Genomic DNA, 15,591 nt, shown 5'->3' with positions numbered 1-15,591 from the left:
TTCCCCTTCCGTCCTCGCCAAAATGCGCTATGTTATCTGCATTACCCAATAACTGTATGCATAAACAGGCTTCGAATGAAGGGATTTCCCCCGCTGATCAACGTACTGCTGGCCAGTTCGCTGGTGTTGACCATCGGCCGCGGCGTGACGCTGCCGTTCATCACTATCTACCTCACCGAGCATTTCCATCTGCTGCCGAAGAGCGTGGGCGTGATCCTGGGTGTCAGCCTGACCCTCGGCATACTTGCCAGCCTGTACGGCGGCTATCTGGTAGACAAATTCAGCAAGAACCGCCTGATCCTGCTGTCGATTTTATTGTTTGCGCTGAGCTTCTTCGCCCTTCCCTGGATCCCGCGCCCCGGCGGCGTGATCGTGGTGCTGGCGATCCTGCATACCTGTTATTCGGTGCTGAGCATCACCATTAAGGCCTGCTTCGCCGACTGGCTGCCGGCCGAGCAGCGCATCAAGGCTTTTTCAATCAACTACACATTGGTCAACGTCGGCTGGGCGATCGGTTCTGCGCTCGGCGTCCTGGTGGCCGGGCTGAGTCCACTGCTGCCGTTTTACCTGTCGGGCGGGTTGGCGCTGGCGACGGTGGCGGCGCTCAGCCTGCGCTTGCGCGGTCGGGAACAGCGCGCAACGCCAGCCGCCACCGCACCCGCGGCGCTCCCCAACTTCCGCCAGACGCTGACTATCCTGCGCAGCGATCGGCGGCTGATCTACTTCACTCTCGGCAGCACCCTGGGCGCCGTGGTGTTCGGTCAGTTCACCGGCTATCTGTCGCAGTACCTGATCACCGTCTCCAGCGCCGAGTTTGCCTACAAAATCATCGGGCTGGTGATGATTGTCAACGCCAGCATCGTCATCGCCCTGCAATACCTGCTCAGCCGCGGCATGCGCCAGGAAAACATGCTGCGCTGGCTGGTGCTGGGCACGCTGTTTTTCATCATCGGGCTGCTTGGTTTCATGGTGGCCGGCCAGGCGGTCTGGCTATGGCTGGCGGCGATGGCGGTATTTACCCTCGGCGAAATCATCGTTATCCCGGTAGAATACATGTTTATCGACTTTATCGCGCCGCCGCACCTGAAAGGCAGCTACTATGGGGTACAAAATCTCAGCGCGCTGGGCGGCGCCATCAACCCGGTGCTGTGCGGGGTGCTGCTCAGCTATGCCGCGCCGCCGCTGATGTTCGTGATGCTGATCGTCGCGGCGCTGCTCAGCCTGCTGTTTTTCTTCCTCGGCCACCGGCTGGCGGAACACGCGGCGGCAATCGCCGAAGACGCGCGCTGACCCCGCCCGCAACGGCCATTGCGGGCTGTCAACCCGCCGTTCGGGCATGGCACCCATAGCGAGAATTCATGGTGCGATCTGTGGCATGGCTCACAGTTTAATTGTATGATGAATGCATCAGTTAAACGGGAAAAGACAATGGCCAACGTGCTCACACTGTGCTGGAAATACCTGAGAGCCCTGCTCCTCATCTATCTTTGTCTGTTCGTCGGCAACGCGCTGGCGGCGCTGCTGCCGTTCGCCATTCCCGGCAGCATCCTCGGCATGCTGCTGCTGTTCGCCCTGCTCTCTACCCAAATTATGCCGGCCAAATGGGTCAAACCCGGCTGCCATTTGCTGATCCGCTACATGGTGCTGCTGTTCGTGCCGATCGGCGTCGGGGTGATGAAATACTATGACCAGATCGTCGCGCATCTGGGCCCACTGGTTATTTCTTGCCTCATCAGCACGCTGATGGTGCTGGTGGTGGTCGGCTATACCTCACACTATTTTCACCGCGAGCGCCGCATCGTCGGTAAGCCCGACGACACGGAGGGTAACCCATGATCCATGAAATCTGGTGGTCGCTGCCGCTAACGCTGGCGGTCTATTTCGCCGCGCGCTGGCTGGCGCATAAGCTGAACATGCCACTGCTCAACCCGCTGCTGGTGTCCATGGCGGTGATCATCCCGCTGCTGCTACTCACCGGCATCTCCTATGAGCGCTACTTTCAGGGCAGCAAAATCCTCAACGATCTGCTGCAGCCGGCGGTCGTCGCGCTGGCCTTCCCGCTGTATGAACAGCTGCACCAGATCCGCGCGCGCTGGAAGTCGATTATCGCGGTGTGCTTCATCGGCAGCCTGACCGCCATGATCAGCGGCGGCGCCATCGCCCTGTGGCTGGGCGCCACGCCGGAAATCGCCGCCTCTATCCTGCCGAAATCGGTCACTACGCCGATCGCCATGGCCGTCGCGGACTCGCTCGGCGGCATTCCGGCGATCAGCGCGGTCTGCGTCATTTTCGTCGGTATCCTCGGCGCCGTGCTCGGCCATACGCTGTTCAACCTGTTGAAAATCACCACCCACTCGGCGCGCGGCCTGGCGATGGGCACCGCATCCCACGCGCTGGGCACCGCACGCTGCGCGGAGATGGACTACCAGGAAGGCGCTTTCGGCTCGCTGGCGCTGGTGATCTGCGGCATTATCACCTCGCTGCTGGCGCCGTTCCTGTTCCCGGTGCTGCTGCATCTGTTCGGTTGAATACGTTGAAACTTGCGATACATCTCGCATTTATGTATCTCATTGCATTAATTTCATCGATTAAGAGACATTAATCACACTTTAATGTCTCTGGCCTGCCTAGAATGTTATCCCGTTAACCTGTAGAGAGACTTTCTATGCATCCGCGTTTTCACACCGCGTTCAGCGCACTGCCCGCGACACTGCAATCCGCCCTGCAGCCCTATCTGGACGCGCCTGACTTTCCGGCGATGTTCACGGCCGAGCAAGCGGCGGCGATCCGCACAGGCTGCGGACTGGACGATGATGCGCTGGCATTCGCGCTGCTGCCGCTGGCGGCGGCCTGCTCGTTAACCCCAATATCGCACTTCCACGTCGGCGCCATCGCACGCGGGCAAAGTGGCAACCTCTATTTCGGTGCCAATATGGAATTCAGCGGCGCACCGCTGCAGCAAACCGTGCATGCGGAACAGTGCGCGGTTACCCATGCCTGGCTGCGCGGTGAACCGGCACTGGCTTCGGTCACCGTCAACTACACGCCGTGCGGCCATTGCCGTCAGTTTATGAATGAGCTGAACAGCGGCGGCGATCTGCAGATCCGTCTGCCGGGCCGCGCGCCGGCCACGCTGGCGGACTATCTGCCGGACGCCTTCGGCCCGAAAGATCTGGATATCGCTTCGCTGCTGATGGACAAGGTCGATCACGGCCACCGGCTGGCGCTGGACGATGCGCTGACGCAGGCGGCGCTGGCGGCGGCCAATCAGAGCCACGCACCGTACAGCAACGCCCACAGCGGCGTGGCGCTGGAAACGCAGGACGGTAACCTCTACGCCGGCCGCTATGCAGAAAACGCCGCCTTCAACCCGAGCCTGCCGCCGTTGCAGGCCGCGCTGATCCTGCTGAACCTCTCCGGCGGCGATTGTCTGAACATCCGCCGCGCCGTGCTGGTCGAACCGCAAGAGGCGATCCTCAGCCAGTGGGACGCCACCCGCGCCACGCTGGCGGCACTGGGCTGCCAAAACGTCAGCCGCGCCGCGTTCTAAGCGCACCACGGCGGAGCCATCCGGTTCCGCCGCTAACAGCCCCGCCCGCCAAATACAATGCCCCAACGCCGCCAGAGAGACTTTCTTTAGTTAAAAAATCATTTGATTGTCGATAATTACGCCAACCTGGTTCATCATCTGGCAACAAATGCTGTACATCTTCTCTTTATCTCTTAGGATCGTCGGCAATAAAGTTATCTGATACGTGAAGAGTAAAACTGATGGAACTAGAATACGAAAGCAAACGCCCGCTCTACATCCCTTACGCCGGCCCGATTCTGCTGGAATTTCCGCTGCTGAACAAAGGCAGCGCTTTCACCGAGGAAGAACGTAGCCACTTCAACCTGCACGGCCTGCTGCCGGAAGCGGTGGAAACCATCGAAGAACAGGTGGAACGCGCCTACCGTCAGTATCAGGATTTCAAGAACGATAACGACAAGCACATCTACCTGCGCAACATCCAGGACACCAACGAAACCCTGTTCTACCGCCTGCTGGACTCGCACCTGAGCGAGATGATGCCGATCATCTACACCCCGACCGTCGGCGAGGCCTGTGAGCACTTCTCCGATATCTACCGCCGCGCGCGCGGGCTGTTCATCTCCTACCCGAACCGCGATCGCATCGATGACATGCTGCAAAATGCCACCAAGCAGAACGTCAAGGTGATCGTGGTCACCGACGGCGAGCGCATTCTCGGTCTGGGCGACCAGGGTATCGGCGGCATGGGCATCCCCATCGGCAAACTGTCGCTGTACACCGCCTGCGGCGGCATCAGCCCGGCCTACACGCTGCCGGTGGTGCTGGACGTCGGCACCAACAACCCGCAGCGCCTCAACGATCCGCTGTACATGGGCTGGCGCCATCCGCGCATCTCCGGCGAGGAGTACCACGCCTTCGTCGAAGAGTTTATTCAGGCGGTCAAACGCCGCTGGCCGAACGTGCTGCTGCAGTTCGAAGACTTCGCGCAGAACAACGCCACCCCGCTGTTGAACCGCTATCGCGACGAGATCTGCTGCTTCAACGATGACATTCAGGGCACCGCCGCGGTGACCCTCGGCAGCCTGATCGCCGCCAGCCGCGCCGCCGGCAGCCAGCTGCGCGATCAGACCGTCACCTTCCTCGGCGCCGGTTCCGCCGGCTGTGGCATCGCCGAGCAAATCATCGCGCAGATGAAGTCCGAAGGCTTGAGCGAAGACGAAGCGCGCGCCCGCGTATTCATGGTCGACCGCTTCGGCCTGCTGACCGACAAACTGCCGAACCTGCTCGATTTCCAGAGCAAGCTGGTACAGAAGAGCGACAACCTGGCCGGTTGGGAAACCGCCAGCGACGCCATCTCGCTGCTGGACGTGGTGCGCAACGCCAAGCCGACCATTCTGATCGGGGTGTCCGGCCAGCCGGGGCTGTTTACCGAAGAGCTGATCCGCGAAATGCATAAGCACTGCGAGCGCCCTATCGTGATGCCGCTGTCCAACCCGACCTCGCGCGTGGAAGCCCGTCCGGAAGACATCATCAACTGGACCGACGGCGCCGCCCTGGTGGCAACCGGTAGCCCGTTCGCGCCGGTAAGCTATAAAGAGCAGCTGTACCCGATCGCCCAGTGCAACAACTCCTACATCTTCCCCGGGATTGGTCTCGGCGTGCTGGCCTCCGGCGCCACCCGCGTCACCGACGCCATGCTGATGGCCGCCAGCCGCGCGCTGGCGGACTGTTCGCCGCTGGCCACCGACGGCCACGGCGCGTTGCTGCCGAATATCGACGATATTCAGGGCGTGTCGAAGTGCATCGCCATGGAAGTAGGTAAGGCGGCGCAGCTGCAGGGTGTGGCGATCGTCACCTCCGAAGACGCGCTGTCGAAAGCCATCGAGCACAACTTCTGGCGGCCGCAGTACCGCAGCTACAAGCGCACCTCGTTCTGATTGGCGCGCTGAAATGACCCAGCCCGGCTCCGCCGGGCTTTTTTGTGCCGCAAAACCGCCGAAAAATGCGGCGGTGGGCGTGCTTCAGGCGGTTCGCGTCTTGCGTCGGTCGGTCAGGTAAAGTAGCCTTGATCCATCTTTTTCAGCCCGGCGCGCGTAAGGCAACAACATGTGGAAACGCCTGATCATCAGCCTGTTCATCATCATTGCGGTGTTGATGGGTTCGGCTATTGCGCTCGATCGCTGGATCAGCTGGAAAACCGCGCCTTACGTCTACGACGAACTGCAGGAATTGCCGCACCGCCAGGTCGGCGTGGTGCTCGGCACCGCCAAGTATTACCGCACCGGGGTGATCAACCAGTACTACCGTTACCGCATTCAGGGGGCGATCAACGCCTATAACAGCGGCAAGGTGAAATACCTGCTGCTGAGCGGCGACAACGCCCAGCAAAGCTATAACGAGCCGATGACCATGCGCCGCGATCTGATCGCCGCCGGCGTGGCGCCGAGCGATATCGTGCTGGACTACGCCGGTTTCCGCACCCTGGACTCCATCGTGCGCACCCGCAAGGTGTTCGACACCAACGATTTCATCATCATCACCCAGCGTTTCCACTGCGAGCGCGCGCTGTTCATCGCCCTGCACATGGGCATTCAGGCGCAGTGCTACGCGGTGCCGTCGCCGAAAGACATGATGACGGTCCGCGCCCGCGAGATCTTCGCTCGTCTGGGCGCGCTGACCGATCTGTACATCCTCAAGCGCGAACCGCGCTTCCTCGGCCCGCTGATCCCGATCTCCGCCATGCACACCGTGCCGGAAGACGCCCAGGGCTATCCCGCCGTGTCACCGGAACAGCTGGTTGAGCTGGAGCACAAGCTGAAAGAAGAGAAGCAGAAAGCCAAACAGCCTTAATCATCCAGCAGAGGGTTTTACACGCGCCCCCAGCAATACGCTAAAAGGGCGTATTATCCGAGAAAAACGAATACCGGATGATTTGCGTAAAGCCCCCTCTACGTACGCTGACAGCTTATTGCGACATTGAAAGTGGGGATGCCCTTCTGCCACCGCCGAATGAACTATTCAAACGGTCCAATTCAATGAAGAGGACCATCAGGTCATTGCTGTCCAGTCCAATCAGGGCGAGTTCCTGCACCAGAGACTGTAAGAGTAATTGTTTGCGGGCATCGGGGGAGCCAGAGGAAAGCATAGCTTCAATCAACACGAAGTTAGCGCTGCGGGGGGATTCCAGATCGGGATAAGTGGGATCCACATATAAATCGTCTTCCTCAAGACGGATAAAGCGCTGGAATTGATCGTTCGCAGGATAGCCGGTTTTTACTACCGCCGTGTGAATAGCCGATGAAATTCTTTTCTTATCAAGCGTATTACGTCTTTTCAGCGTAATGGTAAATACAGGCATAGTTTGCTCCCTGAGAACGGTAAATAAAACCAGTTTACTGACTTCATGTCATGTTGGTAGCCCGAAAACTGTGTCACGCTGTAACCCACCCAACCTCAAGATCGGGCAATATCCCTTACCCGAAACCACCCAACCAGCCATTACCAAATAATATCTTATTATTTTGCCTGGCACCGTACATCGCCCCAACGTAACAAGGCCGGCAATAGGCCGGCCTTATTGTCTGCGAGGTGATAAATCTACTTCTTCTTGGCGTATTTCAACGAGTCCAGCGCCACGGCGAAGATGATGATGCTGCCCTTGATGATGTACTGCCAGTACGGGTTGATGCCGATATAGGTCAGGCCGTAGTTGATGACGGTGAAGATGATCACCCCGGTCACCACGCCCCACACCGTACCCACCCCGCCGGCGAAGGAGACGCCCCCCACCACGCAGGCGGCGATGGCATCCAGCTCGTACATAAAGCCGAGGTTATTGGTGGCGCTGCCGATGCGCCCCGCTTCCAGCAGGCCGCCAAAGGCGTAGAACACGCCGGACAGCGCATAGATCATGATCAGGTTCAACGGCACGTTGACCCCGGACACTTTGGCCGCTTCCGGGTTACCGCCGATGGCGAAAATGTTCTTGCCGAAGCGGGTCTTGGTCCACAGGATCCAGACGAATATGATGGCAATCAGCGCATAGAAGGTAATGTACGACAGCTTAAAGTCACCGAAGCGCAAGAACCCCTGGGCAAAGGTGGAAAACTTCGGATCGAAGCCCGCGACCGGCGAAGCGCCAACCGAATCGTAATACAGCGAGTTGATGCCGTAGACGATGATCATGGTGCCCAAGGTGGTGATGAACGGCGTCACGTTGAGATAGGCGATAATCAGGCCGTTAACCAGGCCAATCACCGCACCGACCGCACACACCAGCAGGATGACCAGGGGAATCGACCAGGTTTCCATGTGCGGAAATACCTTGTTGACGTTATCCATCGACTGCAGCAGCGTGGCCGCCACCACCGCCGCCAACCCCACCTGTCGCCCGGCGGACAGGTCGGTGCCCTGGGTCACGATCAGCCCCGCCACGCCCAGCGCGATGATGATGCGCACCGAAGACTGCGTCAGAATGTTGCTCAGGTTCATCAGGCTGAGGAAGGTAGGATCCTGAATGATGATGATGGCCAACAGCACCAGCAACACCACGTAAATGCCGCCTTCCTTGAAATAGGTAAATAAGGTTTTTTTATTTAGCGCGTTCATAATTCCGATCCTTAAAGGTGCAGGGAGGCGAGACGTAAGATTTCATTTTGCGAGGTCTGTTTGGTGTTAACGATGCCCGCAACCTGACCATTGCTCATCACCAAAATACGGTCGGTGATCCCCAAAAGCTCCGGCATTTCGGACGAGACGATAATGATCCCCTTGCCCTTCTTCGCCAGTTCGGTCATCAGCTGATAAATCTCGAACTTGGCGCCCACGTCGATGCCGCGCGTCGGTTCATCCAGCATCAGGATCTCCGGCTGCGTCAGCAGCCAGCGGCCGATGATCACCTTCTGCTGGTTACCGCCGGACAGCGAGCCGATATGGGTGTGATGCCCCGGCGTTTTCACCCGCATGGCGTCGATCACCCACTGGGTGTCGCTCTTCATCCGCGCGTTATCCAGCAGGCCGAGTTTGTTTTTATAATTGCGGATATTGGAGATCAGCGAGTTGAAGCCCACGTCGAGGTAGGCGTAAATCCCGGTGGAACGGCGCTCTTCGGTCACCAGCGCAAAACCGTGGTTGATCGCTTCGTTGGCGCTGTGGTTATCGATCGCCTTGCCGTGCAGCTTGATGGTGCCCGCCACCTTTTCGCGAATGCCGAACAACGTCTCGACGATATCGGTGCGTTTGGCGCCTACCAATCCGGCAATGCCAAGGATCTCGCCTTGGTGCAGATCGAAGGACACATCGCGGATCGAGGGCTGGCGCAACGACGTCAGGTTTTTCACCTCGAGGATCACCTCACCCGGCGTGTTCTGCCTGTCGGGGAAGCGCTGGCTGAGCGAGCGGCCGACCATCATCGCGATGATCTTGTCCATATCCAACCCTTCCAACGGCTGGGTGGCGATCCACTGGCCGTCGCGCAGCACCGTTATCTCGTCGCACAGCTGGAAGATCTCTTCCATCTTGTGCGAGATATAAACGATGCCGCAGCCGCGCTCTTTCAGCTTGCGGATGATGGTGAACAGATGATTGACCTCTTTCTCCGTCAGCGAGGAGGTCGGTTCATCCATGATGACGATTTTGGCGTCGTAGGAGAACGCCTTGGCGATCTCGATCATCTGCATCTGCGATACCGACAGGTTGCCCACCTTTTCGCGCGGGTTGATGTCGATATCCAGCTCGTCGAAGATCGCCTGGGTGTCTTTGAGCATTTTTTCCTGATCGACGAACAGGCCTTTGGTCGGGTAGCGCCCCAGCCACATGTTGTCCATCACGGTGCGCTGCAGCACCAGGTTCAGCTCCTGGTGCACCATGGAAACGCCGTGCTCCAGCGCTTCCTTCGAACTTTTGAAATCGATTTCCCGGCCCTGAAACACAATGCTGCCGCTGTCTTTTTTGTAAATGCCGAACAGGCATTTCAGCAACGTTGATTTCCCCGCGCCGTTCTCCCCCATCAGGGCGTGAATCGAGTGCGGGCGGACGCGTAAATTGACATTGTCCAAGGCTTTGACGCCGGGAAATGACTTACAGATATCCGTCATTTCCAGCAGAAATTCGCGTGAGCTATCGGCCATAAATACACCTGGCTTAACGATCTTGCAGTCGTAAACATCCCCGCCGGCGGTATTCCTGGTGTTGGCGCCGCCGGCGGGGTCTTAGCGGGATCTCAATTCTTATTTAACAAACTGAGACAGGTTGTCTTTATCTACGCCGACGTAAGGAATACGCACGACTTTATTTTCGACTTTATATTGGGTGCCTTCGGTGGCCGGTTTGCCCGCCGCCAGGTTTTTCGCCAGCTCGAAGGTGGCTTTCGCCTGGTTATCGGCGTCATTCAGCACCGTGCCCGCCATCGCGCCGGATTTCACCAGCGCCAGCGCTTCAGGCAACGCATCGACGCCAAACACCGGGATGCTGGTCTTGTTGTGCGCTTTCAGCGCTTCCACCGCGCCCATCGCCATGGCGTCGTTGTTGGCAATCACCACTTCAATCTTGTTGGCGTTCGGGCCGGAGAGCCAGGCGTCCATCTTGTCTTTCGCCTGCGCGGTATCCCACATCGCGGTATCCATCTGCAGTTGCTGGGTCTTGATGCCTTTTTCGTTCAGCGTTTTCACCACGTAGGTGGTGCGCGCTTCGGCATCCGGGTGGCCCGGCTCGCCTTTCAGCAGCACGAACTGGATCTGGCCGTCTTTGTTCAGATCCCAGGCCGGGTTGGCTTTCCAGTGTTTGGCGATCAGCTCGCCCTGGATCACGCCGGATTCTTTGGAGTCGGTGCCGACGTAATATGCCTTATCATAGCTGTCCAACGCTTTGCGGGAAGGCTCTTTGTTGTAGAACACTACCGGGATATCGTTTGCGCGCGCCTTATCGATAACCACCGGTGCCGCGGCCGGGTCGACCAGGTTAATCGCCAGCGCTTTCACGCCCTTGGCCAGCAGCACGTCGATCTGATCGTTCTGCTTGGACTGGTCGTTCTGCGAGTCATTCATCAGCAGGGTGACGTCCGGTGAAGCCTTGGCGTCTTTCTCAATAGCCTTGCGCACCACCGACATGAAGTTGTCGTCGTACTTGTAAATCGTGACGCCAATACGGGTGTCAGCATGGGCTGCGGCGCCAAACATCATGGCTGCGGCCAGGGCGGCCAGGGTGAAAACCTTCTTATTCATTGTCAGTCTCCGGTTCTGTGTAGGGTATTACTCGTCTTTAAGCCAATGGTCACCGGCAGTGCGCACACCCCAGGCCAGGCGATTTCCACTCAACACCTGTCGTCCGTGGATCTTGTTATTTCCGAGAAATGCTGTGTCAGCGCGAGATAAAGGTTGCAGCGGCAAGGGCCTTTGCGCCGGAAAACGCCTAGAGCATAGACGGCGTGATGTTAATATTCTGTGAATTTTCTCACAGATTGAAAACGGTTACACAAGATTAAATCGTCAGAGAGTGACCGTCGCCTCACTTTGCCAAGGGGCGACAGAATGGCGCCGCACCAGCGTCGGCATGAACAGATGAGCGGCCTGCGGCTCCACCAGGCCTGCTGCGCCCTGCAATGCCAGCTCGGTGGCCAGCGTGGCCATCGAGACGATCGGATAGCGCACCGTGGTGAGCTTGGGGCTGGTGTAACGCGCGATGGGGATGTCATCGAAGCCGATCAGCGAGAAATGCTGCGGCACTGTGATACCGTTTTCTTTCAGCACCGCCATGGCGCCGGCAGCCATGGCGTCGTTGTAGGCGAACACCGCACTCAGCTGTAGATTACGCCCCAGCAGCTCCACCATCGCCGCCTCGCCGCCCTGCAGATCCGGCGAACCGTAGGCGCGCCAGTTGTCGGGCGTGGCCAGCCCGGCGGCGGTCATCGCCTGCGCATAGCCCTGCTGGCGCAGCGGCCCGTCTTCGATCGGGTGATTGGAGCCCAGATAACCGATGCGCCGATGGCCCTGCGACAGCAAAAGACGCATCGCCATTTCCGCGCCGCAGACGTTATCCAGCCCGACGCAGCGCGGCTCATAACCGGGGATAATCCGGTTGATCAGCACCATGCCCGGCACCTGTTCCAGAAAACCGATCAGTTCGGCGTCGCTCAGGGCTTTGGCGTGAACAATCAGGGCGTTACAACGCTGTCGGATCAGCACTTCGATCGCGTGGCGCTCTTTGTCCGCCTGATGATAGCTGTTGCCGATCAGCAGGTATTTGTGGTGTTTCTGCGCCACCGTGTCTACCGCTTTCACCAGCGCGCCGAAGAACGGGTCGGAGACGTCCATCACCACCACGCCCAGGGTATCGCTGCTTTGGGTCGCCAGCGCCTGCGCATTGGCGTTGGGGCGATAGCCCAGATCCGCCACCGCCTGCAGCACCTGCTCGCGCGTCTCCTTGCTGGTCAGCGCGCTGTGGTTCAGCACGCGGGAGACGGTCGCCACGGAGACCCCGGCGCGTTTCGCCACGTCGCGAATGGTGATCGGATGAACTGGAGGCATGCGGGATCCTGAAATCGGGGTAGTGGCCGGTGGCGCTATCCTACCCCGATTGGCCCGCTGCTCGCGTGAATTACGTCACAGGAAAGAAAACGTTTACATACATTTTTTTAACCTGCCGGCAGGCGCTCACTTCAACGCCCTGGGTTCCGCTGCGCCGGCGGCCAACTGCGTCAACCGGCGCCACAGCCACTCCATCGGCCCCTGCTCGAAGTAACGCAGCCACAGTGCGGAAAACGCCAGGTTGGCCAGCCAGACCAGCGGCACGAATGCCAACAGCTGCAGCCGGTCGAACTGCTCATAGAGACCGAAGCGATAAAACAGCGTGGTGCAGATCAGCGTTTGCAGCAGGTAGTTGCTCAGCGCCATACGTCCCACCAGGGTCAGCCAGTGGGCGATGCGCATGCGCGACAGCGTGGGCCAGAAACCGTAACACAGCGCCAGATAGCCCATCGCCTGCAGCGGGGCGCCCAGCTCGCGCGGGACCTGCAGCAGGAAACCGCTCCAGCGATAGTCCCAGTGGACCTGCCATTGCAGCGCCACCGCCGGCAGCTGGATCAGCACCGAAAGCGGCAGTAGCCACGCCGCCTGCCGCAGGTAATAGCCGGAGGAATAACTGCCGCGCAGCCAGCCGCTGCGCATCAGCCCGGCGCCGAACAGCATCAGCCCCGCCAGCTCCCAGCCATACTGCGCGCCGATGGCCAGCAGGCTGGACGAGAGCAAATCGGTGCGGCTGCGCCAGGCTTCGAAACCGCCCTGCAGCTTCCAGAACTTCTCGTACTGCAGCTCCGCCACGCCCGGCTGCCAGAAGCTGCCCGGTTCACCGTGCGAGATAAAACCGAGCAGCAGCAGCACCGCCACACCGATCAGGTAGAGCACCACGCCGGTTTTCAGCAGCTGGAAGGTTTCCCTGGCTTCGCGGATCATGCGCCAGCACACCAGGCCGATCAGCCCGTAGGCCAGCAGAATATCGCCGTCCCACAGGAAGATGGCGTGCGCAAGGCCGAACAGCACCAGCCACGACAGCCGCGCGCGGATCCAGCTTTTGCCGCGCCGCAGCAGCATTTGCAGCCCGGCGCCGAACAGCAGCGCGAACATCGCCAGGAACTTGGCCTGGGCGAAGAGATCGAGCAGCGCCCAGGTCCAGGCATCGCGCGACGACGGCATACCCAAATAGGCCGGGTTGAGGTAGGCGGCCTTCGGCAAGCCGAAGGCGCTAATGTTCAGCAATAAAATGCCGAGGATGGCGATGCCGCGCACGCAGTCCAACGTGGCGATGCGCGGCAGAGGGTGACTGTTCATTTTTTATCGCTGTCTTCCGCTCATGAAAAAGGCGCCCGCAGGCGCCTGTTGTCGTCGTGCGGGTCGCCCCGCAACGCCATCAGCCCTGGTGATGGCGCACCGCGCGCAGGAACTCCTGACGGGTGTTCTGGCTGGACTTGAACAGCCCCCCCAGCGAGGTGGTAGTCGTGGCGCTGGTCGCGTCGCGAATGCCGCGTGCCTTGACACAATAATGGACCGCATCGATCGATACCGCCACGTTATTGGTGCCGAGCAGAGTCTGCAGCGCCACCAGGATCTGCTGGGTCAGGCGCTCTTGCACCTGCGGACGCTGGGAGAAAAACTGCACGATGCGGTTGATCTTCGACAGGCCGATCACCGAGTCTTTCGGGATATAGGCCACGGTGGCCTTGCCGTCGATGGTCACGAAGTGGTGCTCGCAGGTGCTGGTCAACGTGATATCACGCACCGTCACCATCTCATCCACCTTCATCTTGTTCTCGATGACGGTAATTTTCGGGAAGTTGGCGTAGTCCAGCCCGGAGAAGATCTCGTCGACATACATTTTGGCGATGCGATGCGGCGTCTCCGCCAGGCTGTCATCGGACAGATCGAGATTCAGCAGCTGCATGATTTCGGTCATGTGCTCTTTGATGCGGCGCTTGCGCGTTTCGCGATCCAGCACTTCCCCGCGCAGCGGCGTCTCCAGACCACGCTCTTCCAGTGCCGCATGCACCAGCGCGGCTTCTTTACTTAATGATGTCATGTCTTTGTTCTCCTGCGGACGGAACCCGCCGGCGGCCTGGTAGGGCGTGCGGCCGGCGAATTGCTTGCTCTCGTGACGGCAGAGTTTTCGTGGTGGATAACGTGAACCCGGTCAAGATTTTGCCCCACTGTAGATGAGAGCGCGGCGATTATCCAGTGATAGTGCTTCATCCGCAGGTGAAATATTCGCATTTAGCACAATCAGGCCGGCTGCAGGATTCCACGTTTTTTGTATGGATTTTAATCACCGCATCGCCGTTTTTTGCGCCAACCGCCGCGCCGGGGTATTCACCATCAGCGCACCGGCCACCAACAGTGCCGCCACCGCCACGTACAGCGCAGGTTCCAGTCGATGGGTCAAGGCGGTCGACAGCGCCGACAGCATCGGCCCGACCAGTTGGCCGATCGCATAACCGGTAGTCAGCAATCCGGCCATGTAACGCGCATGGCGCGGCGCCAGTTCACGGCCGTGCTGAAGGGCGAGCTGCACCACGCAGAGAAAACCGCCGCCGGTCAGCAACGCCCCCAACGCCAGGCCGGCCACGCCCGGCACCACTTCGGCGCTCAGCACGCCCAGCGCCTGTATCCACAGCGTGATCGCCAGCCGGGTCTGGGTGGTCAGCCGGTGGCGGGTCAAAATACCGATAACGATCCCCAGTACCGCCGCGCCGCCGAACACCGGCCAGACGAACTGCGCAAACAGGCTGTCGGGAAAGCGCGCGGCCGCCATCTGCGACAAGAACGTCGCCGGCAGGATGTAGCCGAAACCGGCCAGGCTGTAGCTCCACACCAGGCGTTTGAGCGCCGGCGTCAGCAGCAGCGGCTCCGGGGCCACGTCCGGGCGATGCAGCTCACCGCTGCGCGGCAGAAAGGCGCTAATCCCCCCGACCAACACCAGTGCCAGCCCGCCATATACCAGCCAAGCCTGCGCCGCCGTCAGCCCCAGCGTGTTGATGCCCACCGCCAGCATGCCGCTGAGGAAGATACCGGCACCCGGCCCGGCGAACACCGCCGCACTCAGCGCCGGCCGGCCGTAGTGCGCCAACCGCTCGTTTGTCCAGGCCGCCACCAGTACCATCGCCCAGCCGCTGGCCCAGCCGATGACGAAACGCAGCGCACCGTGCGTCCATTCATCCTGCGCCAGCGCCGACAGCAGCGTCAGCGCCACCGCGCCCCACACGCCAAGCCACAGGCGCCGCTCGACGTGGCGCGTGGCGCGCATCGCGTCGTAGGCGCCGCACAGGTAGCCCAGGTAGTTGATCGCCGCCACCAGCCCGGCGCCGGTGAGGCTGAACTGGTGTTCCGCGATCATCAGCGGCACCTGGGGAGTGAAAGCGAAGCGGCCGATACCCATCGCGACGATCAGCGCGGCAAAACCGCTCAAGGCAATACGTAAAGCCATACCGGTATCCAAAAGGTTAAAAGAAAGTTGCCAGTATCATGCCGCAGTATTAAACTCACAAAAACTGAATAATAGTTATCAAGTTCATCACG

The 15,591-nt window shown here is 59.9% G+C and carries 14 protein-coding genes; 6 read left to right on the top strand and 8 right to left on the bottom strand.

The annotated features are described in order from the left end of the window. Positions 1-75 precede the first annotated feature (75 nt). The 6 genes from QDT79_RS11965 (at position 76) to sanA (ending at position 6,382) form a co-directional block, all read left to right on the top strand. Positions 76-1,290, top strand: coding sequence for an MFS transporter (locus tag QDT79_RS11965; RefSeq protein ID WP_107227456.1), 1,215 nt, complete (start codon positions 76-78; stop codon positions 1,288-1,290). Positions 1,291-1,428: 138 nt separating this feature from the next. Beyond that, complete coding sequence (locus QDT79_RS11960) at positions 1,429-1,836, top strand: CidA/LrgA family protein (protein WP_063989316.1); 408 nt, start codon at positions 1,429-1,431, stop codon at positions 1,834-1,836. Beyond that, the gene (locus tag QDT79_RS11955) at positions 1,833-2,528 is read left to right on the top strand and encodes a CidB/LrgB family autolysis modulator (RefSeq protein ID WP_107227455.1); all 696 of its coding nucleotides are present in this window, start codon (positions 1,833-1,835) and stop codon (positions 2,526-2,528) included. The genes QDT79_RS11960 and QDT79_RS11955 overlap by 4 nt, the downstream gene beginning before the upstream one ends. A 137-nt stretch (positions 2,529-2,665) precedes the next feature. Then, entirely contained in the window at positions 2,666-3,550 is an 885-nt protein-coding gene (gene cdd / locus QDT79_RS11950; protein ID WP_063989314.1) for a cytidine deaminase, read from the top strand. 221 nt (positions 3,551-3,771) lie between these two features. Further along, complete coding sequence (locus tag QDT79_RS11945) at positions 3,772-5,469, top strand: NAD-dependent malic enzyme (RefSeq protein WP_004938945.1); 1,698 nt, start codon at positions 3,772-3,774, stop codon at positions 5,467-5,469. 169 nt (positions 5,470-5,638) lie between these two features. After that, a complete protein-coding gene (gene sanA, locus QDT79_RS11940; RefSeq protein WP_004938948.1) occupies positions 5,639-6,382 on the top strand; it encodes an outer membrane permeability protein SanA in 744 nt (247 codons plus the stop codon). Between the two features lie 115 nt (positions 6,383-6,497). Here the strand turns inward: sanA and QDT79_RS11935 are convergent, their stop codons facing one another. The 8 genes from QDT79_RS11935 to QDT79_RS11900 form a co-directional block, all read right to left on the bottom strand. Continuing rightward, positions 6,498-6,890 (bottom strand): tautomerase family protein, encoded by a 393-nt coding sequence (locus tag QDT79_RS11935; protein WP_107227453.1) that lies wholly within the window; start codon positions 6,888-6,890, stop codon positions 6,498-6,500. 239 nt (positions 6,891-7,129) lie between these two features. Continuing rightward, positions 7,130-8,140 carry a galactose/methyl galactoside ABC transporter permease MglC gene (mglC, locus tag QDT79_RS11930; protein ID WP_004938953.1) on the bottom strand — a complete coding sequence of 337 codons (1,011 nt, stop codon included), beginning with the start codon at positions 8,138-8,140 and terminating at the stop codon, positions 7,130-7,132. Positions 8,141-8,151: 11 nt separating this feature from the next. Next, a complete protein-coding gene (gene mglA / locus QDT79_RS11925) occupies positions 8,152-9,660 on the bottom strand; it encodes a galactose/methyl galactoside ABC transporter ATP-binding protein MglA (protein WP_033637724.1) in 1,509 nt (502 codons plus the stop codon). 99 nt (positions 9,661-9,759) lie between these two features. Continuing rightward, the gene (mglB, locus tag QDT79_RS11920) at positions 9,760-10,752 is read right to left on the bottom strand and encodes a galactose/glucose ABC transporter substrate-binding protein MglB (RefSeq protein WP_063988873.1); all 993 of its coding nucleotides are present in this window, start codon (positions 10,750-10,752) and stop codon (positions 9,760-9,762) included. 264 nt (positions 10,753-11,016) lie between these two features. Further along, positions 11,017-12,054, bottom strand: a complete 1,038-nt coding sequence (gene galS, locus QDT79_RS11915; RefSeq protein WP_107227452.1) for an HTH-type transcriptional regulator GalS — start codon at positions 12,052-12,054, stop codon at positions 11,017-11,019. Positions 12,055-12,180: 126 nt separating this feature from the next. Next, positions 12,181-13,353, bottom strand: a complete 1,173-nt coding sequence (gene yeiB, locus QDT79_RS11910) for a DUF418 domain-containing protein YeiB (protein ID WP_107227451.1) — start codon at positions 13,351-13,353, stop codon at positions 12,181-12,183. Between the two features lie 79 nt (positions 13,354-13,432). Continuing rightward, on the bottom strand, positions 13,433-14,098 hold the full coding sequence (gene folE / locus QDT79_RS11905; RefSeq protein WP_004938969.1) for a GTP cyclohydrolase I FolE: 666 nt from the start codon (positions 14,096-14,098) through the stop codon (positions 13,433-13,435). A gap of 243 nt (positions 14,099-14,341) precedes the next feature. After that, complete coding sequence (locus QDT79_RS11900) at positions 14,342-15,499, bottom strand: YbfB/YjiJ family MFS transporter (protein WP_107227450.1); 1,158 nt, start codon at positions 15,497-15,499, stop codon at positions 14,342-14,344. Positions 15,500-15,591 lie beyond the last annotated feature (92 nt).

Origin of the sequence: Serratia marcescens (genome assembly GCF_029846115.1) — a bacterium.
GTDB lineage: Bacteria > Pseudomonadota > Gammaproteobacteria > Enterobacterales > Enterobacteriaceae > Serratia > Serratia marcescens_L.
Note: the sequence above shows the minus strand (reverse complement) of the source record. Positions and strands in the feature narration are given on the sequence as shown.

Bases quoted from the DNA above. Each gene is read 5' to 3' on its own strand.
- QDT79_RS11965 (WP_107227456.1), top strand. From the start codon at position 76: ATGAAGGGATTTCCCCCGCTGATCAACGTACTGCTGGCCAGTTCGCTG.
- QDT79_RS11960 (WP_063989316.1), top strand. From the start codon at position 1,429: ATGGCCAACGTGCTCACACTGTGCTGGAAATACCTGAGAGCCCTGCTC.
- QDT79_RS11955 (WP_107227455.1), top strand. From the start codon at position 1,833: ATGATCCATGAAATCTGGTGGTCGCTGCCGCTAACGCTGGCGGTCTAT.
- cdd (WP_063989314.1), top strand. From the start codon at position 2,666: ATGCATCCGCGTTTTCACACCGCGTTCAGCGCACTGCCCGCGACACTG.
- QDT79_RS11945 (WP_004938945.1), top strand. From the start codon at position 3,772: ATGGAACTAGAATACGAAAGCAAACGCCCGCTCTACATCCCTTACGCC.
- sanA (WP_004938948.1), top strand. From the start codon at position 5,639: ATGTGGAAACGCCTGATCATCAGCCTGTTCATCATCATTGCGGTGTTG.
- QDT79_RS11935 (WP_107227453.1), bottom strand. From the start codon at position 6,890: ATGCCTGTATTTACCATTACGCTGAAAAGACGTAATACGCTTGATAAG.
- mglC (WP_004938953.1), bottom strand. From the start codon at position 8,140: ATGAACGCGCTAAATAAAAAAACCTTATTTACCTATTTCAAGGAAGGC.
- mglA (WP_033637724.1), bottom strand. From the start codon at position 9,660: ATGGCCGATAGCTCACGCGAATTTCTGCTGGAAATGACGGATATCTGT.
- mglB (WP_063988873.1), bottom strand. From the start codon at position 10,752: ATGAATAAGAAGGTTTTCACCCTGGCCGCCCTGGCCGCAGCCATGATG.
- galS (WP_107227452.1), bottom strand. From the start codon at position 12,054: ATGCCTCCAGTTCATCCGATCACCATTCGCGACGTGGCGAAACGCGCC.
- yeiB (WP_107227451.1), bottom strand. From the start codon at position 13,353: ATGAACAGTCACCCTCTGCCGCGCATCGCCACGTTGGACTGCGTGCGC.
- folE (WP_004938969.1), bottom strand. From the start codon at position 14,098: ATGACATCATTAAGTAAAGAAGCCGCGCTGGTGCATGCGGCACTGGAA.
- QDT79_RS11900 (WP_107227450.1), bottom strand. From the start codon at position 15,499: ATGGCTTTACGTATTGCCTTGAGCGGTTTTGCCGCGCTGATCGTCGCG.